Origin of the sequence: Actinoplanes cyaneus (assembly GCF_016862095.1) — a bacterium.
Classification (GTDB): domain Bacteria; phylum Actinomycetota; class Actinomycetes; order Mycobacteriales; family Micromonosporaceae; genus Actinoplanes; species Actinoplanes cyaneus.
This window is the reverse complement of record NZ_BOMH01000096.1, coordinates 1-26,836: the sequence shown is the minus strand read 5'-3', so window position 1 is coordinate 26,836 and position 26,836 is coordinate 1. Positions and strand designations below refer to the sequence as shown.

Annotated in this window: 30 protein-coding genes and 2 pseudogenes; 20 read left to right on the top strand and 12 right to left on the bottom strand. The window is 70.8% G+C overall.

Features of this window, described 5'->3' with window-relative positions; genetic code table 11:
- A partial coding sequence (locus Acy02nite_RS44585) for an IPT/TIG domain-containing protein (protein ID WP_203755801.1) occupies positions 1 to 1,115 on the top strand: 1,115 nt, incomplete at its 5' end.
- 98 nt (positions 1,116 to 1,213) lie between these two features.
- On the opposite strand, the gene Acy02nite_RS47430 is transcribed toward Acy02nite_RS44585, so the two are convergent.
- The 4 genes from Acy02nite_RS47430 to Acy02nite_RS44570 all read right to left on the bottom strand — a co-directional run bounded on the left by Acy02nite_RS47430 (position 1,214) and on the right by Acy02nite_RS44570 (position 2,450).
- Positions 1,214 to 1,339, bottom strand: coding sequence for a hypothetical protein (locus Acy02nite_RS47430; RefSeq protein ID WP_264653454.1), 126 nt, complete (start codon positions 1,337 to 1,339; stop codon positions 1,214 to 1,216).
- Complete coding sequence (locus tag Acy02nite_RS44580) at positions 1,324 to 1,527, bottom strand: hypothetical protein (RefSeq protein WP_203755799.1); 204 nt, start codon at positions 1,525 to 1,527, stop codon at positions 1,324 to 1,326. The genes Acy02nite_RS47430 and Acy02nite_RS44580 overlap by 16 nt, the downstream gene beginning before the upstream one ends.
- Before the next feature lies 1 nt (position 1,528).
- Positions 1,529 to 1,690 carry a hypothetical protein gene (locus Acy02nite_RS44575; RefSeq protein ID WP_203755797.1) on the bottom strand — a complete coding sequence of 54 codons (162 nt, stop codon included), beginning with the start codon at positions 1,688 to 1,690 and terminating at the stop codon, positions 1,529 to 1,531.
- Positions 1,691 to 2,156: 466 nt separating this feature from the next.
- Positions 2,157 to 2,450: a DUF4279 domain-containing protein gene (locus tag Acy02nite_RS44570; protein ID WP_344820588.1), complete on the bottom strand. Its 294-nt coding sequence runs from the start codon at positions 2,448 to 2,450 to the stop codon at positions 2,157 to 2,159.
- Between the two features lie 8 nt (positions 2,451 to 2,458).
- Between Acy02nite_RS44570 and Acy02nite_RS47705 the strand changes: the two are divergent.
- From Acy02nite_RS47705 to Acy02nite_RS44550, 4 genes and pseudogenes are all read left to right on the top strand, one after another.
- Positions 2,459 to 2,695: pseudogene (locus Acy02nite_RS47705) on the top strand (recombinase family protein); the annotation flags it as partial.
- 58 nt (positions 2,696 to 2,753) lie between these two features.
- Positions 2,754 to 3,251: a serine integrase family protein gene (locus Acy02nite_RS44560; RefSeq protein WP_203755796.1), complete on the top strand. Its 498-nt coding sequence runs from the start codon at positions 2,754 to 2,756 to the stop codon at positions 3,249 to 3,251.
- 149 nt (positions 3,252 to 3,400) lie between these two features.
- Positions 3,401 to 3,895 (top strand): SigE family RNA polymerase sigma factor, encoded by a 495-nt coding sequence (locus Acy02nite_RS44555; RefSeq protein WP_307872315.1) that lies wholly within the window; start codon positions 3,401 to 3,403, stop codon positions 3,893 to 3,895.
- A 3-nt stretch (positions 3,896 to 3,898) separates the two neighbouring features.
- The gene (locus Acy02nite_RS44550; protein WP_203755795.1) at positions 3,899 to 4,825 is read left to right on the top strand and encodes a hypothetical protein; all 927 of its coding nucleotides are present in this window, start codon (positions 3,899 to 3,901) and stop codon (positions 4,823 to 4,825) included.
- Between the two features lie 48 nt (positions 4,826 to 4,873).
- On the opposite strand, the gene Acy02nite_RS44545 is transcribed toward Acy02nite_RS44550, so the two are convergent.
- Together Acy02nite_RS44545 and Acy02nite_RS44540 are read right to left on the bottom strand one after the other, a co-directional pair.
- Positions 4,874 to 5,461, bottom strand: coding sequence for a Tn3 family transposase (locus tag Acy02nite_RS44545; RefSeq protein ID WP_239175863.1), 588 nt, complete (start codon positions 5,459 to 5,461; stop codon positions 4,874 to 4,876).
- Positions 5,458 to 6,387 (bottom strand): helix-turn-helix domain-containing protein, encoded by a 930-nt coding sequence (locus tag Acy02nite_RS44540; RefSeq protein ID WP_203755793.1) that lies wholly within the window; start codon positions 6,385 to 6,387, stop codon positions 5,458 to 5,460. The genes Acy02nite_RS44545 and Acy02nite_RS44540 overlap by 4 nt, the downstream gene beginning before the upstream one ends.
- 372 nt (positions 6,388 to 6,759) lie before the next feature.
- Between Acy02nite_RS44540 and Acy02nite_RS44535 the strand changes: the two genes are divergently transcribed.
- Positions 6,760 to 7,260 (top strand): hypothetical protein, encoded by a 501-nt coding sequence (locus Acy02nite_RS44535; RefSeq protein ID WP_203755791.1) that lies wholly within the window; start codon positions 6,760 to 6,762, stop codon positions 7,258 to 7,260.
- 335 nt (positions 7,261 to 7,595) lie between these two features.
- Here Acy02nite_RS44535 and Acy02nite_RS44530 read toward each other — a convergent pair whose 3' ends face one another.
- The 5 genes from Acy02nite_RS44530 to Acy02nite_RS44510 all read right to left on the bottom strand — a co-directional run bounded on the left by Acy02nite_RS44530 (position 7,596) and on the right by Acy02nite_RS44510 (position 12,408).
- Entirely contained in the window at positions 7,596 to 8,639 is a 1,044-nt protein-coding gene (locus tag Acy02nite_RS44530) for a Gfo/Idh/MocA family protein (RefSeq protein ID WP_203755789.1), read from the bottom strand.
- A gap of 58 nt (positions 8,640 to 8,697) precedes the next feature.
- On the bottom strand, positions 8,698 to 9,210 hold the full coding sequence (locus Acy02nite_RS44525; RefSeq protein ID WP_203755787.1) for an NUDIX domain-containing protein: 513 nt from the start codon (positions 9,208 to 9,210) through the stop codon (positions 8,698 to 8,700).
- A gap of 84 nt (positions 9,211 to 9,294) precedes the next feature.
- Complete coding sequence (locus Acy02nite_RS44520) at positions 9,295 to 10,134, bottom strand: DapH/DapD/GlmU-related protein (protein WP_203755784.1); 840 nt, start codon at positions 10,132 to 10,134, stop codon at positions 9,295 to 9,297.
- A complete protein-coding gene (locus Acy02nite_RS44515; RefSeq protein WP_203755781.1) occupies positions 10,131 to 11,528 on the bottom strand; it encodes an NAD(P)/FAD-dependent oxidoreductase in 1,398 nt (465 codons plus the stop codon). The genes Acy02nite_RS44520 and Acy02nite_RS44515 overlap by 4 nt, the downstream gene beginning before the upstream one ends.
- Positions 11,521 to 12,408, bottom strand: coding sequence for a TauD/TfdA family dioxygenase (locus tag Acy02nite_RS44510; protein WP_203755779.1), 888 nt, complete (start codon positions 12,406 to 12,408; stop codon positions 11,521 to 11,523). Before Acy02nite_RS44510 ends, Acy02nite_RS44515 begins: the two co-directional genes overlap by 8 nt.
- Before the next feature lie 204 nt (positions 12,409 to 12,612).
- On the opposite strand from Acy02nite_RS44510, the pseudogene Acy02nite_RS47700 reads away from it, so the two are divergent.
- Both Acy02nite_RS47700 and Acy02nite_RS44505 read left to right on the top strand, forming a co-directional pair.
- Positions 12,613 to 12,855: pseudogene (locus Acy02nite_RS47700) on the top strand (helix-turn-helix domain-containing protein); the annotation flags it as partial.
- A gap of 141 nt (positions 12,856 to 12,996) precedes the next feature.
- A complete protein-coding gene (locus Acy02nite_RS44505) occupies positions 12,997 to 14,004 on the top strand; it encodes a hypothetical protein (RefSeq protein ID WP_239175862.1) in 1,008 nt (335 codons plus the stop codon).
- Between the two features lie 115 nt (positions 14,005 to 14,119).
- Here the strand turns inward: Acy02nite_RS44505 and Acy02nite_RS44500 are convergent, their stop codons facing one another.
- Positions 14,120 to 14,878, bottom strand: a complete 759-nt coding sequence (locus Acy02nite_RS44500) for an A24 family peptidase (RefSeq protein WP_203755764.1) — start codon at positions 14,876 to 14,878, stop codon at positions 14,120 to 14,122.
- 374 nt (positions 14,879 to 15,252) lie between these two features.
- On the opposite strand from Acy02nite_RS44500, the gene Acy02nite_RS44495 reads away from it, so the two are divergent.
- The 12 genes from Acy02nite_RS44495 to Acy02nite_RS44440 all read left to right on the top strand — a co-directional run bounded on the left by Acy02nite_RS44495 (position 15,253) and on the right by Acy02nite_RS44440 (position 26,322).
- Entirely contained in the window at positions 15,253 to 15,819 is a 567-nt protein-coding gene (locus Acy02nite_RS44495) for a hypothetical protein (RefSeq protein ID WP_203755761.1), read from the top strand.
- A gap of 260 nt (positions 15,820 to 16,079) precedes the next feature.
- Positions 16,080 to 16,718 carry a hypothetical protein gene (locus Acy02nite_RS44490; protein WP_203755758.1) on the top strand — a complete coding sequence of 213 codons (639 nt, stop codon included), beginning with the start codon at positions 16,080 to 16,082 and terminating at the stop codon, positions 16,716 to 16,718.
- Positions 16,715 to 17,413, top strand: coding sequence for an SAF domain-containing protein (locus Acy02nite_RS44485; protein WP_203755755.1), 699 nt, complete (start codon positions 16,715 to 16,717; stop codon positions 17,411 to 17,413). The genes Acy02nite_RS44490 and Acy02nite_RS44485 overlap by 4 nt, the downstream gene beginning before the upstream one ends.
- Positions 17,414 to 17,418: 5 nt before the next feature.
- Positions 17,419 to 18,234, top strand: coding sequence for a hypothetical protein (locus Acy02nite_RS44480; protein ID WP_203755753.1), 816 nt, complete (start codon positions 17,419 to 17,421; stop codon positions 18,232 to 18,234).
- Positions 18,227 to 19,720: a TadA family conjugal transfer-associated ATPase gene (locus Acy02nite_RS44475; protein ID WP_203755750.1), complete on the top strand. Its 1,494-nt coding sequence runs from the start codon at positions 18,227 to 18,229 to the stop codon at positions 19,718 to 19,720. Before Acy02nite_RS44480 ends, Acy02nite_RS44475 begins: the two co-directional genes overlap by 8 nt.
- A gap of 1 nt (position 19,721) precedes the next feature.
- Positions 19,722 to 20,591, top strand: a complete 870-nt coding sequence (locus Acy02nite_RS44470; RefSeq protein WP_203755749.1) for a type II secretion system F family protein — start codon at positions 19,722 to 19,724, stop codon at positions 20,589 to 20,591.
- Positions 20,588 to 21,463, top strand: coding sequence for a type II secretion system F family protein (locus Acy02nite_RS44465; protein ID WP_203755746.1), 876 nt, complete (start codon positions 20,588 to 20,590; stop codon positions 21,461 to 21,463). The genes Acy02nite_RS44470 and Acy02nite_RS44465 overlap by 4 nt, the downstream gene beginning before the upstream one ends.
- Positions 21,464 to 21,499: 36 nt before the next feature.
- The gene (locus Acy02nite_RS44460; protein WP_203755742.1) at positions 21,500 to 21,682 is read left to right on the top strand and encodes a hypothetical protein; all 183 of its coding nucleotides are present in this window, start codon (positions 21,500 to 21,502) and stop codon (positions 21,680 to 21,682) included.
- 8 nt (positions 21,683 to 21,690) lie between these two features.
- Positions 21,691 to 22,104, top strand: coding sequence for a TadE family protein (locus Acy02nite_RS44455; RefSeq protein ID WP_264653452.1), 414 nt, complete (start codon positions 21,691 to 21,693; stop codon positions 22,102 to 22,104).
- The gene (locus Acy02nite_RS44450) at positions 22,101 to 22,535 is read left to right on the top strand and encodes a TadE/TadG family type IV pilus assembly protein (RefSeq protein ID WP_203755739.1); all 435 of its coding nucleotides are present in this window, start codon (positions 22,101 to 22,103) and stop codon (positions 22,533 to 22,535) included. The genes Acy02nite_RS44455 and Acy02nite_RS44450 overlap by 4 nt, the downstream gene beginning before the upstream one ends.
- The gene (locus Acy02nite_RS44445; protein WP_203755736.1) at positions 22,532 to 22,960 is read left to right on the top strand and encodes a hypothetical protein; all 429 of its coding nucleotides are present in this window, start codon (positions 22,532 to 22,534) and stop codon (positions 22,958 to 22,960) included. Before Acy02nite_RS44450 ends, Acy02nite_RS44445 begins: the two co-directional genes overlap by 4 nt.
- 14 nt (positions 22,961 to 22,974) lie before the next feature.
- On the top strand, positions 22,975 to 26,322 hold the full coding sequence (locus Acy02nite_RS44440) for a LysM peptidoglycan-binding domain-containing protein (protein WP_203755733.1): 3,348 nt from the start codon (positions 22,975 to 22,977) through the stop codon (positions 26,320 to 26,322).
- Positions 26,323 to 26,836 lie beyond the last annotated feature (514 nt).

The following is a 26,836-nucleotide window of genomic DNA, read 5'->3' as shown; positions in this document are numbered from 1 at the left end:
GGATCATGGACAGCAGAGGAAATCCCGTCGCGGGCGCCACCGTCACCCTGCTCAGGGCATCCACGCCACTAGGACCGTTTCTTCCCCTGGCAGCCGACAGTCCGTATCACCATCCCCCCGTCAATCCTCAGCTGACGGACGCATCCGGCACCTTTCGGTGGGATGTGTTGAGCGGCTACTACAAGGTGACCGCGTCGGCACCGAACTGCGGTGCGCCCGGTACCGGGGAACGAGTCGCCGAGACGCCGGCTCTGCCGGTGCCACCGCCACAAGTGGGTCTGGTGATCACGCTCTCCTGCATCGATGAGAAGCCCGCCGTCCAGCCGGCCATCACCTCACTTTCCACGAGCGTCGGACCGTCGGCCGGGGGCGCGGACATCGTCATCTCCGGACGGGGGTTCTCACCTGCCGCGACTGTCAGCATCGCGGGCACCACTCTCGATCACGTCCAGTTCCTTTCACCGACCGCTCTGGCGGTGAGGACACCACCCGGCCGCGGCACCGCTGACTTCCGAGTGAGGACCGGCGGCGGCACGAGCGCGATCTCGGCGGCGGATCGGTACACGTTCCAACCCGCTCGTACGGCGCCGATCGTGTCAGCGGTGAGTCCACGGTCGGGCCCCGAGGCGGGTGGCACCACCGTAACCGTGACGGGACGTGACCTTGCCGACGCGACGGCGGTGAAGTTCGGGACGCTGCCAGGGACGCATCTTCATTGCACTGCAAATTCATGCAGTGTGTCCTCGCCGCCTGGGACGGGGACGGTCGATGTCACTGTGGTGACTCCCGGCGGAACCTCCGCCGCCACCGCACGGGACCGGTTCGCCTATCGTGCCGCGGGACCCGTCAGTCGACCTGGGGTGCGAGGCCATACCGGTTCGGCATCGACCAGTTCCGTGGCAGGCCACGCCTCGGCCGGTTCGGCAACCGGGGCAGCCGGCACTGGTACGGGCGGCGGCGGCAGCGCGCTCCCGACGACCGGAGCGCCCGTGATCCGGCTGATCGTGCTGGGGTTCCTCCTGATCTGTGCCGGCAGTGTGATCACCATCCTGCTGCGGATACGCCGCCGGCATCCGGTTCACGCCCTCGTGCGTGGGAGGCCGTGGTCGAGGTGAACACCGGCATCACCGGACCAGGTGATCCGGCCTGGCGGTGCGGTACCACGGCAGGTGACGGGCTCTCCTCGCCGGGGGTTTGAACCGATCCGGCCGGGTTAGCCGGGCTCGACGAGCCGGTTCGCCCGGGCGGCCAGCGGCGCCGCGAACGTACCGTCGGCGATGCCGACCTGGGCCTCCGCGCCGGTCTCCGCGCCAATCCGCTCGATCAGGGCCTGCGGCATGACGTGCTCGCCGCCGTGGTACCCGGCCGGGCGGCGACCGCGCACGCCCCGGGCCGCAGCACCATCACCCCGGCGGCCAGGTCCTCCACCGCGGCGACCACCGGCTCGAAGCAGGCGGCGTCGCGGGCCTCGTCGTACGCCACCACCGTCAGCTCCGGGCAGCGGCTCTGCGCATCGCGGCGCCGCAACCTATGGACGACGTCGTGGCCGCGCGCCGCTGGCGATCACCCGGTTGGCGCGCACCACCGCGACCGGCGCCACCGCGTCGGCGAGGCCGGCCGGCACCGCCGCGGCCACCGGCCAGTCCGGACACCGGATCGCCAGCGTCCGGACCGCGGACCCGCTGCTCACGACACCACCCGCAACCGCGCACCCGCCCGCGCCGCCGGGCCGGCCTCCGCGGACGGGATCTTCACCGCGGGCGGCTCAGCCGGTGCAGGGTCACGCTGAGATACCACGGCTGATGCCGGCACGGCTTTAGGTACGACGTCCTAATTCCGGGAAGTGCAGCCTCGGCTGCTGCGGGTTCGGCGTGCTGGCCGTGGGCGCCGAGCACCGCACGCATCCTCATCGGCCGCAGACAACGCGCGGTCGCGGCTTGTCGCCACCCGCCCGGCTCGATCGCCGGTACTCGCCGTAGTCCCAGCGGCTGCCACACCGAGGAGGAGAAGTAGGGAGCACAAGGCCCTGGGTGACGCAGCGGACTGGCCCGCGGGGGACGTCAGGTTGGAGCCGGGGGTTAAACGGCAAGCTGAGACGAAGTCAAGGCGTTCGGCGGCTTGGAAGAGGCCGTCACCTGATAGACACACTGTCGAGATCAGTAGCCGTACTCGTCGACGTCTAGCTCAGCGCGGGTCAGCTGGAGGAACGTCAAGGTGCGGGCATTCAGATGCCAGCCCAGCAGGGATGGCTGCTCCAGCGGCTTTGCCGGGACGTCGACAGGGTGGCTGAGTTCCTCAGCCTTAGCTGCAGGATGTTCGAATACCCGAACGACCTGCATGATCGCTGCACCCGGCATGCCATCAATCCGGTCGAGCTCCGCCGCGACGTCGCCGATCATCGGGGCGTAGTCGAACAGCCGATCAACGATGCTGGTGATCTGCTCCTCCACCGTCAGCCCTGGCTTACGGCAAACGATCTTCCAGCGGTGAGAAACGGATCGGGTACGCCCGTACGTCGACCGCCCGCCAAGAGCTGGGCAGCCAGCTCGAAGCGCTGCGCCGGGCCGAGTGCCACAAGATCTTCTCCGAGCAGATCAGCACTCGGGTCAAGGTCCGGCCCGAGCTGGAGAAGGCCCTGGCATTGGCTCACCAGTTCAAGGAGGCCGCGCCCGAGACCCCGGTGGTCATCACCGTCCACGAACTCAAGCGTCTGGCCCGCAATGCCGCCGAGTTGATGACGCCTGTCCGCCGACTTGCAGGCTGGCGGCATCCAGCTCGAACTGCTGACCGGCCCGCTCACCGGCCTTTACGACCCCAACGGCATGGGCGCCATGTTCTTCGCCGTGCTCGCCGTTGCCGGGCAGATCGAACGCAACTACATCCGGGAGAAGACCCTCGAAGGGCAGGTCATCGCTGCGGCCAAGGGCAACCACGGTGGCCGGCCGAAGGTCATCGACGACGACTCGCTCACCTTCGCCCTCGCGCTCAAGGACAAGGGCGTGCCCGTACCGGACATCGCCAAGAAGCTCACCATCAAGACCGGGAAGAACGCGGGCTGTGCCCCGTCAGTGGCCTCGCTCTACCGGGCGTTCGCGGAGGCGGAAGCGGAGCAGGGCACCGCGGCCGGAGGTATGGCGCTGCGGCCCAAGCCTGCCCTGATCCCGCAGGGCGACGAACCGGAGACGCCCGAGCACGCCTCACTTCGTGAGCGCCTCCAGGATCAGGTTCTCCAGCGTGGCGCGGGCGAGTAGCCGCTGCGAGCCCTCCTTCCCCACGGGCGCCGCTGCTCCGGCCACTGCGACCATGCGCTGGTAGCAGTGCGGCGCTCAAGGAAAAGATCACCCCTGGGTTGAACCTTTCGCCCTTCGGCGTGAGTTAACGGATCGCCGAAGAGGAAGAGGTGTCGATCGTGACCGAGCCGGATGCTGACTTTGCGGCGTACTTCGCCGGGCAGGTGAGCTCCGTGCGTCGTATCGCCTACGCGTTGTGCGGGGATTGGCATACCGCCGACGACCTGGTGCAGATGACCTTCGTCAAGTTGTACCCACGGTGGCGGCGGGTGCGCGACGGGTCAGTCGACGCCTACGTGCGCCGGATCCTAGTCAACACCTATCTGAGCCATGTGCGCAAGCACCGCCGGGAGAAGGTCGTCGCCGAGGTGCCGGACGCGCCGGCTCGGCAGGCCGACACGCACGAGGATCTGAGCCAGGCGCTGCGCCGGCTACCTGCACAGCAGCGCGCCGTCGTGGTTCTGCGGCATCTGGAAGACCTGTCGATCGCTGACGTCGCCGAGGTGCTGCAGATGGCCGAAGGCACCGTCAAGAGCCAGTCCGCCCGGGGCCTCGCTGCGTTACGCGCGGCGATGAGCCGCTCCGTCCAGCCAAGGGAGCTGTGAGACGTGCCCGATCACCCCGAGACAGACATCCACGACGCGCTCGTGGCCTACACCGGCGCCGAGCCGCCGCTGTCGTTCACCTACGACGAGGTCCTGGCCGGCGGCCGCCGCGCCCGTCGGCGGCGCCGGTTCGCCGTGGCCGGCGCCGCTGCGGCCGTGGCCGCTGTGGCAGTCGGCGGTGTTTCGCTCGCGCTGCCGCACCGCAGCGCTGACCTGACACCGGCACCGCCCCCGTACGCGGTGGCCGGGCCGGGCTGGTCCACGCTGGACGCGGCACCGTACTGCAGGATCGCCAGCGCCGAGCCGACCAGCCCGCTGGTCAAGCCCACCACCGTCGTCAACGAGAAGAACAACTACCCGATCCGGATCCCGGCCGAGCCGGCTGACCATGCCGCCGCCCGGATCAGCTGTTACCTGGCCGCGGCGGTGCCGCCGCTGCTGCCCGATGTCACCTACTACCGGTCCTCGTCGTCGCCGGGCGACATCATGCCGCTACAGGCGTATCCGGGGCGGATCTTCGACCCGGAACGTCCCGCGGACACGGCGCCGCCGTACATCACCGCTGGCGCCGTCGTCGTCGACGAGCAGGGTGCCGGCGAGATCGGATTCGGTGCCGCCCCGGCGTATGAGAGCGCCGCCGATGCCACCGCGAACTGTGCCGGAAGCTGCACCGTGCGAACTGGCCCGAACAGCGACACCGTCACCATCCTCGACACGAGCGGGGCATCGGGATACCGCCACGTCGAGGTCCACGTCTACCGCGGCGACACGGTCGCCTCAGCGAGCGCCTCGAACGGGGTGACACCCCCCACGGCCCCCGGCGAGGCGATCAGCGGCGACGAACTCCAGCCCACACGTCAGGATCTTCCCCTCACTGTGGAGCAGCTCATCGAACTGGCCAGTGCCCCAGAACTGGATCTCTTCTCCTGAAGGCTTGCCCCCTCCACCTGCCTGGATGGTGGGGCCGCGGGCCTACATCTACATGTCATCGCCGGCGTCAGGGTCGCGAAGTGGCCGATAGGTGCAGCCGCCGAGGTCGGGCAGGGTGAACGTGTAGTGGCCATGGACGCGGATGTGGTGGCGGACGTACGGCGAGAGCCGGGCGACATCCTCATCAAGGACTTGGTAGCCCTGAGCGCGCAGCCCGGCGAGGGCGAGGTCCAGGTAGAGGGTGTTCCACAGGGTGATGCAGTTGAGGACCAAGCCGAGCGCGCCCAGCTGGTCCTCCATGCCCTCGTGATATGCCCGGTGCAGCTCGCCGCGACGGCCGTGGAAGACGTGCCGGGCCAGGTTGTGACGGCCTTCGTTGAGGTTGCGCATCCCCTTGATCTGGCGCCGATACGGTTCGTCGTCGACGAAAGTCAGCACGTGCAGGGTCTTGAAGATCCGCCCGTAGCCGGCCAGGGCCTCGCCGAGCTGGGTGAGATTTCCGCCGGTCGACAGGACCCGCAGCGCGTCGTAGGCGGGAATCTGCCCGGTGTGGATGGAGCCGGCGATGCGCAGCATGTCGGGCCAGTGCCGGCGTATCCGGTCGAGGTCGACGATTCCGCGGGCGGTTGCGTTCAGCGGGCCGTAGTCAGCGGTGCGGTTGATCCGCCACAGCTTGGCGTCGGGCAGGACAGCCGCGACGGGTGACGGCGAGTCAGCAGCTCGGCCTCGGTGGCCACTGCGGTGGCGGTGACCGGGGCGCCGAGGTGCAGCGCGGTCACGGCGGCCCGGGTCGCCACCCACGCGCGTAGATGCGGGTCGGCGGTTTCATCGGCGGCGAGCCGGGCGGTGTGCAGCCACTGCCGGGCCTGCCGGTGCTGGCCGCGGTTGACCGCGACCATCGACACCAGCCCGGACAGTCGTGCGATGACCGAGCACAGGTCTCGGCGCTGGCCGGTGGGCAGTTGCCGATCGGTGAGTCTCCACGCCTCCTCGAGGTCGCAGAACAGGTCCGCGAGGAAGCCGGGCTGGTGATTGCGGGTCTTGTAGAGCCGGCCGTACTGGTCGGCGACGCCGAGTAACTGGTCGATGGTGGCATCGCTGACGGTCGTCGCGGATAGCGTCGCATCCAGGTTGCGGCGCAGCTGGTCAGCGGGACCGGCGAGTGGGCCTCGGTCCTCGTGGTCGCCGGCTTGCTGCTGGCCGTGACCGGAATGGTCGACGTTGCCGCCGATTCCGGCCAGGTCGGTGCGATACACCTGGCACAGTGCGTCCAGGTAGGCAGGGGAGGGGCGTTCCCCGCTGGTTTCCCACCGCGACACCGTGGCCGCCGCGAGCCGGGTGTCCGGCCCCATGATCTGTCGTATCCGGGAGACGAGGTCGTCGATGGTCCAGCCGTGGGCCAGCCGCTGCGCCCGCAGCCGGCTGTGCCCGCAGTGTTCCACGATCGCGTCGATGAGCACGGTGGGCGCCCAGCCGTCGGCGGCGGCCTGCGTGCGCAGCGCAGAAGAACACCGGCAGCGCGGCGAATGCGGTACGGATTTCGGGTCGGAGGCTGCGTCCACCGGCCCACCCAACCACGAGGCCAGCGCGACATCTGTCCCCGGAAAGCGGAAGTTGCGCGCTGAAATTGCGGCAGGCGAAACTTCGGCCACCAGCAGGGCTCGAATGGGGCACGCTGCGCGCAACTTCCGGTCCGGACCTGTTGCCGGAGCCATGCCGATGCGCCAGTCTCCCGGGAAGTGTTCCCGTCGGTCCCGGGCCCTTTCCCCGTGAGGGCATCGTGACCGGCGGGAGCCTTCATGGTTGGCGTGCCCGGGCTTCACCTCAGAGGTTGTCTACACCGGCCAGCCCGCTGGGATGTGGTCGCGCCGCCTTCGGCCAAGCACACCGCCGCACCGGCGGCGCGACACCGCACGGCCAGGGAGGACTCCACGATGAACCCAGTTCACCCGTCCGCGCCGGACGGCGGCCGGTCCGGCGCGAGCGTGGATCAGCCGGTGCCGAGCGTCGACCGGTTCCGGCAGGCCATCCTCGTCAACGCCGGTCCTGCGCTGCGCGAGTTGCAGCGCAGCGCCATGCCGGGCGCGGACCGGCTGATCCTGCTGGCGGAGGCGCTGCTGCGGCTGGGCCGTGACGACGCGGCGGTCGCGGCCGGGATCCGGGCGGCCGCTGTCGCCGAGCAGCAGCAACCTGTGCCCGTCGACCGGCTGCTGTCCGCGAGCACGGTCCGCGCCGATCTGGCCATCTGGGTAGGTGATCCCGGCGCTGCGCAGACCTGCCGCGGGGTCGAGCGTCTTGCCGCCAGCATCGGTGATCAGCCGCGTCGATTCCTGGCGATCGCGTTGCGGGCCGTCGCGCTCTACCAGCACAGCTCGTGCCGGGCGGGCACTGATAGACCGGCTTATCACCTTCTACCAGCAACGCCGCGGGGCTGACCGCATCGCCCAGATGCTTGCCAGCGTGAGGTGGCTCGTGGCCGACGGGTGCGCGGGTATCGAGCTCGCCGCCCCGCTGCGGGCGGTCCCGGTGCCGGGTGGGCTGCTCACACCCGACCTGGCCCAGCCCGATGCGGGATACCTGCAATCGCGGCTCCTGAGCCATTCGGGCCACCACACCTGCCGACCGCGGTAGTGGTCCCGCGGACGGCGGGGTCGGCAGGTTCGGTCCTCGCCGCGTTTTGGCCGCCCGGTCCAGATGCGGCCTCATGCTGATGGCACCGCGAGGGGCCTGGGTTCCAGCCAGGAGTGACTGGGTGCGGGGAGCAACCCCCTTAGTGAGGGATGGTGGTGGGGTGGCCGGTAGCGGCTGCTTGCCGGGCTGCGTCGGCTACCGCGACGGCGTGTACTCCGGCGGTGAGGTCAGCGATGGTGCTGGGATGTCCTTCGAGCAGAGCGGCGAAGGCGTGGTGCTCCGTGGTGAGTGGATCGCCGGATAGCACCGGCACTGGCGCGCTGTGGTGGTGTTGGTAGTGCCAGAGAGTGTTCCTGCGCGTGTCGGCGGTGAGGCAGCCGTCGCCGGCCGTGATGGTGATCAGGCGGGTGGCGGTGGGGGTCAGCCAGTTCGCGCGGTGGGTGACGATGGTGCCGTCGGTGAGGTGTCCGGTCGCGGTCAGGACGTCCTCGTGGGCGTGGCCGAGGTGGTGGCGGGTGCTGGCGGTGATGTGCGTGTAGCGGTGGCCGGTCAGCCAGCTGGTGAGGTCGATGTCGTGGATTGCGAGGTCGAGGGTGACGCCGACGTCAGTGATGCGGCCGGGGTGCATGCTGACACGCTGGGTGCTGATCTCGGCGATGTCGCCGAGGTGGCCGGTGGCGAGGAGTTGCCGCATTGCGGCCACCGCAGGCTGGAACCGCTCGATATGCCCGATCGCTGCGGTTGCTGAGGACCCGGTGAAGGCCTTCTGCAGCCGCAGGGCTGCGGGCAAGTCGTGGGCTAGGGGCTTCTCGATGAGGGTGGCTATGCCGAGGCGGGCCAGTTCCTCACCGATTGCGGTGTGTGCGGCGGTGGGGCAGGCCAGGACGGCGTAGTCGATGTGGCGTCGTGCAAGGTCGTCGATGCTCGGCAGGAGCACTGCGGTGCCGGCTGCGTGGTGGGGGTCGCCTGCGGGGTCCACGACGGCGGCCAGCTCGACATGGTCGAGCCGGTGCAGCACCGCGGCGTGCCGGCGGCCCATGTGCCCGAGTCCGATCACGGCGACCCTCAGCCGGCCGGGCCCGCGACGGTACCGGGTGTGGGGGCGTTGGTCGGTCGCAGCGACCGTGTCGGTTCTGGGCAATGCGCCGGCGGGGCGGCGTGTCAGGCTGGGCGGGGTGATCATCGCGGGTGCGGTCCCTTTCGTTACTGGCGGCCCGCCCGGCAACGGTGCAGCGTAGGCGTCAGCGCGCGGAGATGGTGGGTTGCCGGCCGTGGTTGAGGTAGGCGGTGCTCTTGGTGTCCAGGGCTTCGGTGCAGGCCTGCAGACGGCGGACCATGTGATCGGCAAGTAGCGTCGGCCACTGCTCCGGGGTGGTAAGCCTCCATTCGCTGAGTTCGTGGGTAGGCAGCCGGATCTGTTCCAGTTGGGTGCTGGTGAGCTGGCCGCCGTCGAACAGGTAGTTGGCCAGGGCCGGCCGGCCGTCGGGCTGGGCGGGGACCCAGTCGACGACGAGCAGCCGGCCCGGGGTCAGGTCGAGGCCGAGTTCCTCGCGGGCCTCGCGAGCGGCGGCCTGCCACGGGTTCTCGCCGTCGTCGAGGCCGCCGCCGGGAATTTCCCACGTGCCGTCAGCGCGATAGGTGGGGTGGACGAGCAGCACGCGGCCCTGCTCGTCGTGCAGGTACAGACCGGCGCCAGTGATGCACTTGGGCAGGGTCGCGTAGTAGTCGGTAGGTGACAGCGGAGTTGAGGTCATGCCCGGCGACGCTAGTCAAACGGTCCGGTCGGTGCACGTCACCGCCGTGCGGCGGCACGAATGGGTGACCGTCGCCGGGCATCACTATCGGTCGCCGGAACCGGCGGCGGGCACGATGGTGTCCTGATCGGGCCGGTAGGTGCGGCCGCAGCCGGGGCAGGCCAAGTCGGCGTTCAGGGTCCACCCGCAGGTGCACACCCAGCCGCACTGACGGGCCGGGTTCCCTGCGACCAGGGCGTGGGCGGGCACGTCGCGGTGTACCACGGCACCAACCGCGACCATCGCGTCGGCGCCGATGCTGACACCGGGAGCCAGCAGCGCGCCGCCGCCGACGCTCGCGTGCCGGCCTACACGCACGGGACGGGCGGTGAACTCGCCGGCGTTCTTGCGGCGCCCGTCGACGGTGGCGCGTGGCGCCGGATCCTCGAAGCAGCCGACCATCGGGCTGATCATCGCGTCGTCGTCGACGATCACGCCGAACAGGTTCGCGCCGTTGCCGATTTTCACCCGGTCCCCGATCCGGCTGCCGGAACCCACATAGGCGTTCTTGCCCAGGGTGCAGTCGGCACCGACGACGGCACCGGCGGCGACCTGCGCCTGGTGCCACAATCGGGTCCCCGCGCCGACGACCGCGTCCGGGTCGATGATGCCCAGCATCGTCGGCGGCGGCGGCGGCGCGGCGGTGGTGCTGGTGGCCGCGTGCGCCAGATCGGCGATGGTCATCGCGGCGGTCAGCGCGGCGTCGGTGATGCAGGCGCCGGTGCTGGCCTCGACAGCAGTGGCGACCAGCAACCGGTCCAGGGAGTCCAGGCCAAGCTCGGTCAGGGTGCTCGACACGGTGATCATAGGTAGGTGCGGGCGCAGTTCCCGGATCGTGTCCAGGATCGTCTGCGTCATCGGCGGCGCCTGCTGGGGTGTGGTCATCGGGCACCACCGGTCAGCCGGGCGGGCAGCTCGAACAGGGCGGGCACGGACTCCACGACCGGGGCGATGCCCCACAGCCGGCGCAGCGCATGCCCGGCCGCGGTGGCCTGGCCGGCCGCTTCGCGCAGCATGACGTCGGTGAACGCGGCGAGTTGGGCGGCCACGTGCGGGGGCAGCACCGCACCGGCCTGGATCAGGTGCTCGATCAACGCGGTGCTGGCACCGGTGTCGAGGACGGCAGGCAGGTCCGGTGCCGGCATGGGCCGCAGCACCCGGTACGGGTGCTCGTCCAGCGCGCCCGGGTGCAGTATTTCGTCGGCGAGCAGCGCTGCCAGCCGTGGGGCGAGCAGGATCCCGCACCGGTAGGTGGCCGTGGCCAGCAGCAGGCTGGGCTCGCTGGTGCGTCCGATCAGCGGCAGGTGGTCCGCAGTGTAGGGCCGGTAGCCGACGCGATGTTGTTTCAGCTGGGCTGTGGTCAGCCGCGGGTCGAGGTGGCGGGCCGCGTCGGTGGCCAGCACCGCGATCTCGTCGAGGGTGGCGTTCTGCCCGAGGTCCGGGTCGACACTCAACCGGTTCGTCGCGCCCAGGTACAGGCTGCCGTCGTGGCGGGGCATCAGATGCGTGCCGCACGCGAAGGCCGCGTTCGGGGTGCGTACCACGTGCGGCACGCTCACCTGCGGGGCGTGCAGCAGCATGCTGACACCACGGCCGGCCAGGATTGGCGGGACACCGATCCGGCAACCGTGGCCGGGTAGCAGCGCGGCGGTCTGTACGCCTGCGGCCAGCACGATGCGCCCGGCCCGGATCTCGGTGGCATCGGTGCACCGCACACAGCCGGGGCTCACCGCGACGGCCGTGGTGTCGTACCAGGTCGCGTTCGGGTGCCGGCGGACCGCGGCGGTCAGAGCGTTCATCAGCAAGCCACTGTCGATACGGGCTTCGGTGGGCAACCACAACGCCTGACTGCCCGCGGGCGCGCGCAGACCCGGAATCTGGGTCCCCGGGTGCTGCTCGACGTTGTGCCCGGCCGCCGCGGCCGCCGCCTGGATCGGCGTCAGGTCTCCGGCCCGGTTCGCGGCGGCGAGCACCCACGTTCCTGAAGTCAGCTCAGGCCGATGGCCCGGGCTGGCGAGCCGGTCGAGCCAGGCCGGGTAGGCGTCGTGTGCGGCGAGCCGCTCACCGGTTTCCACCTTCACCCGCTGCGGGTCGTGCCCAGCCTCGATCTCGGAGAACGTGGAGAGCATCGCGCCGGCGGCGCGGCTGCCATGACCGGGATGAAGGCCACTGGCTTCGCCGACGACCGCGACGGTCAGCCCAGCGGTGAGAAGCTGCTCGGCGACGGCCAGCGCGATGACGCCGGCACCGACAACGGCCACGTCGAACGTGTCACCCATGGCGCACCACCGGCGCGGTCTGCGCGGGCGCGAACATGTCGTGGCAGATTTTGGCTTGGAGCAGGCAGCGCGGGTGACCGCTTGACCTGGGCGGGCCCAGGCTGGTGCGGCCGTGCGCAATCCGCTGCTGGTCGGCGATCAGCAGCTGGCCCCGCCCGACGGCCACGCTGTGCGTGTGAGCGTCGATCGCGGCCGCGAACCGGCGAAGCACGGGTAGGTGCTGCTGGTTACGCGAGTCGTGCAGCAGTTTGCCTGCCCAGCGGATCCACGGCCGCCCTCCGGCGGGATCCTCGTCCAGGATCGGGAACGGCAACAACGGCGCGCCGACACCGAGCAGCCTATCTGCGCGCCCCTCGAAGAATTCGCGGCGGCGCAGCACCCCCCGGTCAGCCTCAGTCATGCCAGCCGCCGTGGACTGCAGGTCGGCGAGCAGTGTCTGGCCGCCGTCACCCGGATCCGGGCGCAGCACCAGCAGGCTGGTGTAGTCCGGCACGTGCTCGACGTTCGGCGCGTCTACATGCACCGGCTGCGCCCCGAACCCGCCGAAGGAGGCGGCGTCACGGTGAGGGCTGGACGGACCGCCGATCCACAGTCGGCCTTCCTGCTCGATGGAATAGAACGGCTTGCCGATCAGGGCGAGCACGGCTGCCGAGACCACCTGCAGGTCCTCGTCGGCGAACTCGGGCGGCAGAGTGACCAGCGCCCAGCCGGGCCCGTCGAGGTCACGCGCCAACTGCTGGCGCAGCCCGGTGACCAGCGCCAGGTCGCCGGCCGCGGCGACGGCGGCGCGGGCGGCAGTCACGTTGCCCGCCGACCACTGGTGGCCGTCCATCTCGAGCGTGCAGACCTGCGCGAGGGCGCCGGCCAGGCGACGCGGCACCGTCAGTGGTACCGGATCCGCGGCGGTCTCTGCCGTTCGCTGTGTCGGCCGCCCTGCGGCCGCGAAGGTGTGAAGTGGCATGCATCCATCAACGCGTATCCACCCCGCCCAGCGACAGCTGTCCTGCACGCTCTGCAGCTGGTTTGCACAACCTGCAAACCAGCCGCCGTGCCTCGATCACCCCGATTAGGTACCTTCTGCGGCATGGACGATGCCGAGTCCGGCCGCCTAGCCTCCACACATCCGCTGTGGAACACCCCACGCCTGAAGGCCGCCGTCGAGGGTGACCAGCCGGGAACTGTTGTCCGGCTGGTCCGCGAAGCCGTCGGCTGGACCCAGGAAGAGCTCGGCGCCCGCTACGGCTGCTCCGGGTCGACCATCTGCCGGTTGGAAGCCGGCGGCGGCCTGATCGACGATACGAAGGTGCGGCGGCGCCTGGCCGACATACTGGGCATCCCCGCGCACTATCTCGGTCTGTCCCCTTCACGGGTGGCTCGGCCGGGCACATCGGGCGCGGGTGTAGCGCGACCCCCGTCCCCGCCGGTTACGCTCCGCGGATCAGAGATCAGCACGCCCGGAGGAACCGACTTGCGACGACGTACCCTCCTGACCGGAGCTGCCGCCACCGCGCTGACCGGCCTGGCCAACCCCACCACGACACCACACGGCCTGGAAAAGATGCTGTTCGCCGGCGCACACCCCGGCACCCCACTGAGCTCCCACGACGCGGCGGCCCTGCTCACCCGTGCCAGTCAGGCCTACCACGCCGCCCGCTACGCCACACTCACCCACGCCCTGCCCAGCCTGCTCTCCGGACTGCACGCCGCGCACACCCAGGCCAGCGACCATGTGCGAGAGACGTTCGCGGTCATGCTGGTCCGCGCGTACGTGCTGGCCTCCTCGGTCTGCACCAAGCTCGGCGACGACGCCATCGCCTGGGTGCTCGCCGACCGGGCGCTGAGCACGGCCCGGCAGGTCGACGACAGCGCCGCACTCGCCTCGGCCACGCACACAGTGGCCATCGCCATGCGCCGTGAAGGGCACCACGACGGAGCGCTCACTCTGCTCACCTCAACCGCTGAGGGCCTCAATGCCGATCGCGGCGCCGCCCCGGACGCGTTGCTCGGCGCGTACGGCAACCTGCTGTGCACCGCCGCGTACAGCGCCGCCCAGGCCGGCAATGCCGGCGCCGCGACCACCTACCTCGATGAGGCCACCGCCGCGGCGGCCCGTCTGCAGGCACCCACCCGTGGTGTCATCCCGTTCAGTCCAACCACCGTCGCCATCTACAAGATCGGCGTCTACACCGCGGCCGGTGATACCGCGGCCGCCCTGCAGGCAGCCGCCACCGTCGAATCGCACCAACTGCCCACCGCCGAACGCTACGGCCGGTACCTGCTCGACACCGCCCGGGCCTGGACCGCCCACGACCGGCCGGCTCAGGCCGTTCAAGCGCTGCTGGCCGCCGAACAGCACGCACCCGGGGAAGTAGACCGGCCGTCAGTGCGTGAACTGGTCTCGCGTCTGCTGTACGCCCCGACCGCTACCCCGGCCGGCCTACGCGATCTTGCTACCCGGATCGGTGCCGCCGTGTGAGCTGCACCGGCCTACCACAGACGGAAGACCAGTGTCTCTGCTGTCTAAACGCCGACAGTGCACCAGGTCGCTCCGTACCCGATGAAGGCCACGACCTCACCGGTGTCAGCAGTGATCATCCGCTGGATGCCGAGGCAACGATGATCACTAAGGCGCTGGCAATCAGGAAGGGGCCGAACGGCCCGCGGCGCCGACGGGTCACGATCAGGTAAGCCGCGAATCCGGCGTAGGCCAGGACCAGCGTGTGTAGCAGCGGCCACCAGCCCCACCAGCCCACCGCGATGCCCACCACGCCGGCGGCCGTGACGTCGCCCCATCCCATGGAGCCGGGCCGGACGGATGCCAGCACAGCGAAGAACATCAGGCTGACCAGGCCCGCGGCCAGCGCCTGGAGCCAGTCGCCGAGGCGGTGCTGGGCTACCGCCGGGATCAGCAGCCCGGCAAGGGTGCCGGCCGCCCACGCCGCGGTAAGCGCGTGCGGAAGCCGCCAGACCGCGAGGTCGATGACGGCCAGCAGAACACCCAGGACCGCGAACCAGCAGTAGGCGGCGACCTGCAGCGGCCCGACGCGTGACAGCACGGCCAGCCCGGTGGCCAGGACAGCGAACTCGAGCAGCCACGGAGTTGGGCCCAGCGGAGCTCGGCAGCGCGCGCACTTGCCAGTGATCGTCGTAGTCGGTCCGCCGCGGCCCAGCACTGGAAAATCGCAGGCCGGGCAGCGGCGCTGACGGGGCTCGCCGTACGCGACGAGGTAGGTGGTGGCGATCGCCCGCAGCCACGCCAGGGGCGACACCATCCGCGTGAAGGTCAGGAGCCGGATCCGCGGATCGGTCGCTGAGGCCTGGTCGGAGCGCTCGGCGGGCTGATCGTTCACGGCTGCGTCTCACAACGCGACGCTACCGTCCCGCCCTTCGGGAACGATCGGAACGTTGCCGAACAATTACTTACTGTCAATTTCATGGGAAAGTGCCGCCCCTGCCTGGACTTCATGGCGCTACCTAGTGACTACTGCGCGTAGGTCCGGCATCCAGAGGTCTGCCACACCCTCCCGGTTTGCCGGATAGGCGGCTTCCCTGTCGCGGAAGTCGGTTGATCACTTTCTGTCATGCCATGCGTGATCATCAGCGCGGCTGCGAAGTTAGTGCCTGTTCAGGGCAATAGTCAATCCACTAGAGTCCCGCCACGCGTGATCCATTGTGGGCGCACGGGCACATCGCCGGGCGCTCCTGTCAACGCCACGGGGAGGCGATGAACGGCATGCGCGCAGTCGATGCTTTGCGCCCGGCGACCGTCGCGGCGGCCGTGATCTTGACGGCTGCCGCTTGTACGAAGGCCCCGGCGACACCACCTCCGGCGCCGCCGTCACCCTCGTCTGCGGCCCCGTCCACCGATCCGGCGGCCGCGGTCGCTACCACCGAGATCCTCGACCGGTATCGCTCCTTCCGGCAGGCGTACGACGCCGCCGGCCTGACCGCCGATTACAAGAGCAAGGACGTCACTCGCTACCTGGTGGACCCGGCCAAGCAAGAAGTGGTCAGATTCCTGCTCAACACCCATATCCACGGGGCCGTCTACAAGGGTGAGGCGCAGTCGACGCTCACGCTTGCCAAACTTGACCTCAAGGCCAAGACCGCCACCGTAAGCGAGTGCTACGACGCCACTAACTACCGGCTCGTCTTCACCAAGACCAGCTCGCCGGTGCCAGTGCCCTCTGGCCCGCGTCGCGCCATCATCGAAACCCAGGCCAAGGATTTCGGCGGCAACAAGGGCTGGCTGTTCACCAAGTCAGAAACCTTCAGGGACCGGTCATGCTAAAGCGACGGTTCGGCTTGGGCCTGCTAGTGGCGGCGTTCGCAGGCACGCTGATGTCGCCCTTGACTGCAGCGGTTGCTGACGACGGCGGCGGCGGCTGCATTGGCATTGAGTGCGGCGCCTGGGGCAGCAGCCCCGGGGGCGGTCAGGACGGTGGCACCGGCGGCGGCAATAACAGCGGCGGCGGGAATTCCGACGGTGGTGGTAGCGACGGCTGCCACATCAAGGGTGGCGGCGCGTCGATTCCGTGCGACGGCGGCGACTTGGGCTGGTACAGCGAGCAGACCGGCTGTTACATGAAGGCGGCTCCGGCGCCGGCTCCGGACCCGCACAACGGCGAAGGCGTCTGGTACTGGGCCTCCTGTTTCAACCTCACCGGAGTCTTCGCTGCACCTCTTCTGATCTGGTACGCCGCGCCGGTCGCCGGGCCGAGCCCGGAACAGCTCGCGCGGCGCGCGCTGGCCACCATCACGCTCAAAGGTCCCGACATCGGGGTCGGCACGGCCGGGCTGGTGTCCGCCCCGGTGTGGCTGTGGACCACGGTCACTCCGAACACGTGGGGTCCGATCAGCGCGTCGGCGTCCGCGGCCGGTTTGACCGTGACGATCACCGCCCGCGCGCAGCAGATCGTCTGGGACATGGGCAACGGCGAGTCGGTGACGTGCACGGCGCCGGGCACCAAGCAGGGTGCCGGTGACGCGGACCGGAACTCGCCGACGTGCGGGTACGACGGGTATCCGCGGCCGAGCCGGACCCAGCCCGGCGGCCGGTACACGATCACCGCGACCACGTCGTGGCGCGTCGACTGGGCCGGCGGCGGGCAGACCGGCGTGATCGATGGCCAGACCCGTACCTCGAACACGACTGTTGAGATCGACGAAGCACAGGTGGTCAACCGATGAGCCTGACCGACACCCGCACCCCGACCGGCCCCGGGCCGGCGTCGCTGCCGATGAGCGCGGCCGCGCCCGCGCGGATGCCGCGGCGCCGGCGCCCCGGTCTGCTCGCCGCCGGAGCGGTGATCACGGTCGTCGCGATCCTCGGCGGTTACTCCTACGCCCGCACGGCCGGGGATGCGGTGCCGGTGCTCGCGGTGGCGAACACGGTCACCGCTGGGCATCAGATCACCGCTGCGGACCTCAAGACGGTGCAGGTCAACCGCGGGTCCGGGCTGGAGCCGATCCCGGCTGATCAGCAGTCGTCGGTGGTCGGTAAGTACGCGGCCGTCGAGCTGCTCGGCGGGACGCTGCTCACCGGTGGGCAGGTCGCCGACACGACGGTGCCCGGCACGGGTAAGCAGCTGGTCGGTCTGGAGTTGACGCCGGGGCAGTTGCCGGCCCGGGCGCTGCGCCCGGGGGAGGCGGTCCAGTTGGTGATCACCTCTGATCCGCGCAACGTCACCGTGGATGCCAAGGGCGGCGACGCGGCGCAGGCGTTGCCGCGGCCGCTGACGCTGCCGGCGACGGTGGCCGGGGTGGGGGAGCGGGCCGCGGACGGCAATGTCGTGGTCGATGTGGAGGTGGCCGAGGCGTACGGGCCGGGTCTGCTCGACCGGGCCCAGCAGGGCCGGGTCGCGATCGCCGTGGTGGCGAGGTAACCCCGGTGGCGCTGATTGCTGTTGTCAGTGGCAAAGCCTCACCCGGAGCGACCGTCACCAGTCTCGCGCTGGCCCTGGACTGGCCGCGTGACGTGCTGCTGGCCGAGTGCGACCCGTCGGGCGGCACCGTGCTGACCGGGTATCTCGGCGGGCAGGTGCCCGCCGACCGGGGGATCGAGCAGCTCGCGGTGGCCGACTACCACGGCACTTTCTACGACACGTTCGGCGAGCAGTTGATCTCCCTGAACGAGCAGACGCCGTACCGGCTGGTGCTGCCCGGGGTCACCGATCCGGGGCAGGCGGCTGGCCTCGTCCCGCTCTGGAACCAGATCGGCAGCTACCTGCGTGACCTCGAGTTGTCCGACCCGCCGGTCGACGTGATCGCTGACTGCGGCCGGATCCCGGCCCTGCACGCGCCGATCCCGCTGCTGCAGCACGCCGACATCGCGCTGATGATCGTCGGCCGGACGCTGAGCGCCGCGGCGGCCGCCCGGCCGCGGCTCGCGCAGCTGCGCGCCGTGGTCGGCAAGGGCGGCGGACTGGTCCAGGTCGTCGTGCGCGGCGACGGCGACTACGACGCCGCCGAGATCCTCAACTATCTCAACGCCGACGAGAGCGTGAAAGTGACACTGCTGGCTGACCTGCCCGAGGACGACAAGAGCGCCACCATGCTCAGCACCGGCGCGGGCGTCCCGCGACCGAACACCACCCTGCGCCGGGCACTGCGCTCGGAAATCCGCGCGCTGCAGGCACTGATCGAGCAGCGGCGCACCCCGCGCACGGCCGCCGGCCCGCGGGCGAGGGAGGCCAGCCGTGCCTGACCGCCCCCTGAGCCTGTACCGGCCGCACCCGGTGCCAGCGCACCACAACGGCAGCCCGGCCGCGTCCGCGCCGCGCCCGCCGGCCCCCGTCGCGCCGCGCGCGTCGTGGCAGCAGTCGGGGCCGGTCGAGGTCGACTACGACGTGGTGCGCAGCCTGCAAACACTGGTCAGCGACCGGGTCAGTGAGCATGTGCGCAGCCGCGCCGTCGGCGCCGACGAGCAGCGGAATTTGACCACCGAGGAAGCGCTGCGGGTGGTGCGCGAGCACATCGACAACCGCATCCAGGCCGGTGAAGGCGACCAGATCCTGCCGGGCTACCAGGACGCCCTGGCGCAGGCGGTGATCGCTCAGCTGCTCGGGATGGGCCGGCTGCAGCCGCTGCTCGACGACCCCGAGGTCAAGAACATTCACGTCCTCGGGCATGACCGGGTCCGCGTCGAGTACGCCGACGGGCGCATCGACGAGAGCACCTACACCGCCGCGGGCAGCGACGCCGAGCTCATCGAGTTGCTGCAGCAGCGGGCCAGCCGCGACGGCATCACCGAGCGGTCCCTGTCGACGGCCCAGCCGGTCCTGCACCTGCGCCTGGCCGGAGGCGAGCGCCTGGTCGCCGCGATCGCCGTCACCCCGCGGCCGGTGGTGGTGATCCGCCGCCACCGGATCACCAAGGTCACCCTCGACGACCTGGTCACGCTGGGCGCGATCACACCGGTGCTGGCTGCGTTCCTGCGAGCCGCCGTCGCCGGGAACCTCAACATTTTCATCGCCGGCCTGGCCGGGTCCGGCAAGACCACCACGATGCGCGCGATCGCCTCGGAGATTCCGGCCGATGAGTGGTTCGCCGTCATGGAGACCGAGCGGGAACTGGCCCTCGACAAGTCCCGGCACCCGTGGGTGGTCGAGTTCGAGGAGCGGCAGGGTTTCGGCGCCCGTGACGCCCACGGCCGGCCGGAGGGCGAACTTACCCTGGTCGACCTGTTCCCGGACATGTTGAGAATGAACATGCAGAGGGTCGTGGTCGGGGAGGTCCGCGGGCCGGAGGTCATCAGCCTGTTCGACGCCGGGTCGACGACGCAGGGCACCTTGTCGACCTTGCATGCGCGCAGCCCTGATGCGGCGCTGATCCGGCTGGCGAACCTGCTGATGCGGTACGGGGCGAGTTCGCACCCAGTCAGCGCGTACATGCAGGTCGCCGGGGCCATCGACCTGTTGGTGTTCCAGCGCGTCGAGCGGCGCCGCGGCCAGCCGGACCGGCACTACATCTCCGATGTCCTGGAGATCAACGGCGTGGCCGAGGGCGACCAAGGTGTTGCCCGCAGCACCCTGTTCAAGGCCTCGCGCGGCCAGCTGGCCATGCCGACCGGGGTCCGGCCCAGCCCGCACATCCTCGACGCCCTCGAATACGGCGGGTTCGACCTGCAAACCCTGCTCGGTGGTGGACCTGCCCGCCCCGAGCAGCCGAGCGACAAGCCCTGGGGATGGTGACATGCCGCCGCTGATGTTCGCGCTGCTGACCGGTGCGGCTGCTGCTGGTCTCGTGCTGGTGGTGGCCGGCATCGTCGGTACCCGGCAAGCACGAAGCCGGCCCCTGCGTCGGCTGCGACACTTCGCCGGGACCGGGCTGTCCACCCGGCAGCGGCGCATCCGGCGGATCACCCTCGCCGCGGCCGCTCTGATGGTCGTGGTGGTGTGGCTGGTCACCAGCATCCCGGTCGCCGGGCTCATCGCCGGGCTGGCCGTCTGGGCGTTGCCGTGGATGTTCAGCGCCGGCGCGGAGGAACAACACGCGATCGCCTACCTGGAAGCTGTCGAAATCTGGACCCGGCGGCTGTCCGACCTGGTCCGGACCGGGCTTGGACTGAGTCAGGCCATCCTGGTCAGCACCCGCGACGCACCCCCGATCCTGGCTAACGACCTGCGGCTGCTGGAAGCCAACCTGCGCGCCGGGGTGCCGATCGGCACCGCCCTGGACCGGCTCGCCGACCGTCTCGCCGACCCGACCAGCGACGAGGTGATCGTGGCCCTGAGTTTGCACGCCGCCGACCGGGGCCAGCGGCTCGCCGACATCCTCGACAAGATCGTCGAGAGTGTGGCCCGGGAGATCTCGGTACGCCGCGAGGTGTGGGCCAGCCGCGCCGACCCGCGCCTGACCACGAAGATCATGACCTGTCTGGGCATCGCCGCGTTCACGATGCTGATCATCAACCCGCCCTATGCCCGCCCGTACAGCAGCCTCATCGGCCAGTGTGTGATGGCCGGCTGCACCGCAGCATTCGTTGCCTTGCTCGTCTGGATTCGCAAGCTGAGCACCACCGCGAAAGCACCCCGACTGCTGGCCGGCGGTGACCCGGCATGAACACCGGCCTGATCCCCGCCGTCATCTTCGGTGCCCTGATCGGCGCCGGCATCTACCTGAGCCTGCGCGGCGCGATCCCGGCCGCGCCGCGCCTCGACCTTGCCCTGCAACGGCTCTACGCGACCCCCTCGCGTCAGCCCGGCGACCAGGACGGGCCGATCGCCCGGTGGCTGGCCGCACGCGTCGGAGACCGGCTGCGGGTGCCCACCCAGGAACTCCGGCTGCTGGGCAAAAGCACCGAACGGTACGTCCTGGAGAAGATCGGGATGGCGGTCGTCGGTCTGCTGTTCGTACCGACCATGACGTTTCTGCTGTCGGTGATCGGCCTGCACCTACCGATCGTGGTACCACTGGCCGGGTCCCTGCTGTTAGCCTCCGGCTTCTTCTTCCTGGTCGACATCCTCATCCGGCAGCAGGCCGCCGAGGCCCGCGAGCAATTCAGCCGGGCCGTCGCCTCCTACCTGGACCTGGTCGCCCTTGAACGCTCCGCCGCGCACGGCCCGGTCGAATCCCTCGAACGTGCCGCCAAGGTAGGCACCGGCTGGGTCTTCGACCGCATCCGAGGCACCCTCGAGGCCGCCCGGATCGCCGGGATCCCGCCGTGGGACGGGCTCAGCAAGGTCGCCGCCGAAATCGGTGTACCCGCGCTCGGCGACGTCGGCGACATCATGCGCCTGTCCGGCAACGAAGGCGCCCAGGTCTACCAGACCCTGGTCGCGCGCAGCCAGTCACTGCGCGGGGCCCTGCGCGCCAAGGACCACGACCGCGCGAACACAGCCACCACCCTGCTCTACGTACCGACCAGCCTCATGGTTCTGGTCCTGTTCGCCCTGGTCGGCTACCCGTTCCTGAACCGGCTGGTCAGCTCATGACCGGCCAGACATCCGCCCCACCAGAAGGAGCCACCGATGCCCGAGATGATGCTGCTCTTGACCACCCTGATCCGGGCCCGTATGCAGAAGATGCGCCGCGACGACGGCTCGCTGTCAGTCGAACAGGTAGTCCTTGGCGTCGTGCTGCTGACGGTGGCCACAGCGATCGCGGCAGCGATCTTCGCCTTGGTCAACAAGAAACTCCCGTCGCTCGTCTGACCACCAGCGTGCCGCCGGCCGGTAGGCGGGCTCGTCGGCGGCACACGGCGCCCCTCTCCCGCGACGACGGCTCCGCCTCACTGGAGATCGTCGTGGTCATCCCGGCTGTGATGCTGCTGATGTTCCTGGCACTCCAGGTCGCGATGTACTCCTACGCCCGGTCGATCGCCCTGACCGCCGCGCAGGAAGGCCTGACCGCCGCCCGCGCCTACAACAGCAGTGCCGCCGCCGGGTCGGCCCGCGCCCAGGACTTCATCGCCCGGGCCGGCGGGGACTCGCTGACCGGCACCCGGGTGGCGGCCACCCGCAGCGCGACCCAGGCCAGCGTGACCGTCACCGGCCGCAGCCCGTCACTGCTGCCCGGCCTGCGGCTGACCGTGAGCCAGACCGCGGTCGGCCCGGTCGAAAGGTTCGTCGAGTGACCCGCCGGCCGCGGCTGCCGCGCGACGACGGGTCCGCCGCGCTGGAGACGGCCATCGTCGCGCCGGCGCTGATCCTGCTGCTGGTCCTCGCCGTGATCGGGATGCGCGTCGAAGTCGCCGGCGGCTCGATCGAGCAGGCCGCCCACGACGCGGCCCGCGCCGCCAGCCTCGAACGCACCAGCGGCCAGGCCAACGCCGCCGCGCTCGCCACCGCCCGGTCCAGCCTGCGCCGGCAAGGCCTCAACTGCAGCCCGGTCGTGGCCGTGGACACGTCCGGGTTTGCGGTGCCGGCCGGGCAGGTCGGCACCGTGCGCGTCACGATCAGCTGCACCGTCCGGTTCAGTGACGTCACCGCGCCCGGCATGCCCGGCTCCCGCAAGATCACCACCAGTTTCGTGTCCGTCATCGACGCCTACCGGGCCCGCACATGAGGATGATCTCGCGCCTATGGCAGCGCCTGCGCCGCGACGACGGGCAGGTGTCGCTGTTCGTGGCCGCCGCCGCGTTCGGGATCCTCGCCGCGATCGGGCTCGCCGTCGACGGCGGCGGCCGCATGCGCACCCTGCAACACGCCGACAACATCGCCGCCGAAGCCGCCCGGGCCGCCGGGCAGGCCATCGACCTCAACCGGGCCGCCGCCACCGGCGAAAAGGTCCTCGACCCGAGCGCAGCCGCCCGCGCCGGGCAGCAGTACCTGGCGGCCGCCGGCGTCACCGGCACGGTCACGATCAGCGCCGACCGGCAGCAGGTCACCGTGACCGTCCACGACCACTACAACACGGTCTTCCTCGGCATCCTCGGCTACGGCCGGCTCGCGGTCGAAGGCCACGGAGCCGCGCAGCTTCTCACCGGCTGACGGAGGGACACACCATGGCACGTCGCGCGTTACGCCGCAGCGGGCACATCATCACCGGGCTGGCAGCGCTGATCGGCCTGATCGGTATCGTCGCCGGCGCCCCGGCGGCGCTGCTGCTGCTCGGCGGCAACCCGCTGCCCGAGCACCTGCCGTCGCTCACCCAGATTGCTGAGCTGCTGGTCAGCCCGGACGACGGGTCGGCGTTCCTGACCGCGATCACCGTGCTCGGGTGGGCGGCGTGGGCGTGGTTCACCCTGCCGGTGCTGATCGAAGTCGTCGCCCGGCTGCGCGGCATCCGCACCCCGAAACTGCCCGCATTCGGCACCCCGCAAAAGATCGCCGCCGGCCTGGTGTCCGCGATCGGCCTGCTCGTGGCATCCCCGGCGGTGGCCGCGAGCGCTCCCGCCTACGCCGCGCCCGTGGTCACCACCCACACTCCGGCCGCGACCGTGCTCGCCGCCGATACGCACCAGGCCCCGCCCGCCGCAGCCGCCCCGCGCCCCGCCGTCGCGAGCCCGATCGTGTACACCGTGGCCCGCAACGACCAGCTGTCCGCGATCGCCGAACGCTTCCTCGGCGATGCCGACCGCTACCCGGAACTCGCGCACGCCAACCCCGGCCTGGAACGCCGCGACCACCGGTTCCCCGACCACATCGAGTGCGGCTGGCGCATCACGATGCCCGCCGGCGCGCACGACCGCGGCGCCCGCGACCACGCCCACGGCACCGCCTCGCACCCCCACCGCCAGGACGAAAAACGGGCCACGAACAGCACCGGCACACCGAACGCTCAGACGCCCCCGACCAGCAGCACGACGGGATCGGCCGGCCCGGCTACCGGCCCGGGCGCCACCGTGCCCAGCCCACCCGCACCGTCTCGCCCGGCAGCCGCCGCAAGCACCGCGCCGCCGGCCACCGCGAGCACCGCCCCGCCGGCCGCCGTGCCGTCGGCCACCACGACTCCGGCCAAGACGGCGAGTTCCGCCCCGGCAGAACGCCCCGCTCCGGCCGGCCCGTCGCGCGCGGCCACGGCGTCACCGGCGCCGTCGGCACCACAGCAGCCGGCTTCCGCCGACCAGGCAGCGGCGGCCCCGGCCAGCGACACTGATGACGACGCCGGGCAGGTCGTCACCACCGGCACCCTGGCCGGCGCGGGCATCCTGACCGCGCTGCTGCTGGGCGCTCTGTACCGGCGCCGCCGGATCCAGCGGCAGCATCGCCGACCCGGTAGGCGTCTGCCGCACCCGGCGCGCGGCGGCACCGAGCAGGTGATGCGCGCCGCCGAGCAGCCCGCCGACGTCGACCGGCTCGACGCCGCGCTGCGCAACCTCGCCGCCGGACTCACCGGCCGCGCCGCGCACGAGCTGCCGGACATCGCCGGCGCGTGGATCACCACCGGCCGCGGCACCGCGAACCAACCGCCCGCACCGGTGATCAGCCTCATCCTGACCCGGCCGTGCCCGAACCCGCCCGCACCGTGGACCGCCGACGGCACCGCCTGGACGCTGCCCGCCGACGCCGAGCTCGCCGAACCCGGCGACCACCTGACCCCACTGCCCGCCCTGGTGACCATCGGCTCACAACCCGGGCAGCACCTGCTGCTCGACCTGGAACGGCTCGGGCAGGTCAGCATCGTTGGCAGCAGCGACAACACCGCCGCGCTGCTGCGGTACCTGATCGTCGAACTGGCCTGCAACCGCTGGTCCGACGACGCCGAGATCGCCATCGCCGGATTCGGGCAGGACGAGGCAGAACTGCTCGCCGCGCTCAACCCCGACCGGATCCAGGCCACTGCGGCGCTCACCGCGGCGACCAGCCGGCTCCGCCGTCGCTGCACGGCCGTCACCGCCGCGCTGCACGCCGCCGGAGTCGGCGACACCCTGACCGGGCGCCTGACCGACAGCGGAGAGGCATGGGCGCCGCAGATCCTGCTCGCCGCCGACCCCGCCGACACCGACCGGACCGAGCTCGACGAACTCGGCCGGCAGCTGCACGACGCCGGCCGGTGCTCGGTCGCGACGGTAGTGGCCACCACCACGCTCGGCACGACGCCCGGCGGCGGGCACACCCTGGCCCTGCTCGACAACGGCGTCCTGCAGATCACCCTGGCTGACAATGGCGGTGCTCCGTACCTGGCCGCGACGGTCCGTGCGGCGGCGCTGCCCCGCACCGAGCTCGAACCGCTCGCCGAGATCATGACCCAGGCTCGCTTGGCGGCCGACGAACCGGTTCCGGCCGCACCGGAACCCGAACCGTGGGCGCAGGGCACCGACGCTGCCGGGAGCCTCCTGCCGCACCACTTGTTCGCCGCCGACCCGCAACCGCAGAAGTCTGAGCCGGACCTGGCAGCCCCGGTGCAAGAGCAGCAGGCGCAGGCGCAGCAGAGCGTCCCGGACGTCCAGGAAGTCCAGCCCAGCGCTTCCACCGCTGATCCGATCACCGCCGTCGTCCCGATCAGCGATCTGCCGCCGGCCCGCCGGGAGACTCCCGTGGTGCCGCGGCAGCGCCACCAGCTCACGGACCCCGACCTCGACGCCGACCTGCAGGCCTGGCACGAGCAAGACCCGAGCCGTCCCCTGATCAGCATCCTCGGGCCGGTCACCGTCACCGCGCCGGGCACCGAACCCGACCGGCGCCGCTTCTACGCCGAAATCGTGGTTCTGCTCGCCGGCAGAGGAGCCCGCGGTATCACCGGCGACCAGATCAGCGAAGCGTTGTGGCCTGACCAGCAGATCTCGCCGTCCTCGCGGCGGGTCGCGATCGCCCGCGTCCGCCGCTGGCTGGGAGAAGCCCCGAGCGGGCAGCTGTGGCTGCCCGACATGGGCTCCGACCGGGTGTATCGGCTCACCCCCGGCTACCTGCTGGACTGGCATTTGTTCCGCCGTGCCCGCGCCCGCGGCGAAAGCCAGGGCCCGGCCGGCATTACCTACCTGCGGGCCGCCCTCGAGCTGGTCCACGGAGTCCCGTTCGACGGCGCCGACAGGGCCTACGCGGTCGGTGCCCGCAACCCGTACGCCTGGCTGCCGTCCTCGGACCTGTATCCGGGACACATCGTGTCGGCAGTCGTCGACACTGCTCACCGGCTCGCCCAGATCTACCTGGACACCGCCGACTACACCAACGCGCGGTGGGCGATCCAGCAAGCCTGGGCCGCCGACCCGGACCGCGGCGACGACGGCCCCTGGCAGGATTTGATGCGCGTCGAGCACGCCGAAGGCAACATGGCCGAGCTGCGGAACCTGGTCGGAGAACTAATGCGCGCCCGGGACGCCGAGTACCCCGAAGACCTGGCACCGAGCACCTACACCTGGCTGCGCACGCTCGTACCGGACCTGCTCAACACCGGGACCTTCGCCGGATAGCCGACCTTCCGGGCAAAGCTGACAGAAGCCATTTCCGGCTCTTGAGCTGCCTTGTGGGCGCCCCTAAGCAGCGTCACCGTTAACAGAAACGTCAACTCAGCGGTCAACAGACCTCCTCCAATCTTGGCATCAGATGCGCCGATGGCGCGCCTGCCGCACATGTTTGGAGGAGAGCACCATGACCGCTCCTTTCCCGTCTCGCCCCGACCGCCTCCGCCTCGCACCCCCCGAACCCTCCACCGGGCCGACAACCCGGCCAGCCGCACCCACCGCAATCCGTGACGCGGGCCAGGAGGCACACCGAGCCGCGATCGCTCACCTGCAGGCCTGCGGGGAGGCCATGGACGCGGCAGAAGAGACCGGCAACCTCGATGCCGGCTCGCCCGCCGTCGGCCCGTACTGCGGATGCGGCGACTGCGACGTCCGGGAAACCCTCGCCGCCGCCTGGCCAATCCTGCTCGCCGACGCCGCCGCGATCGTGGACCGGGCCGGCCACACCAACGCAGCCGATCCT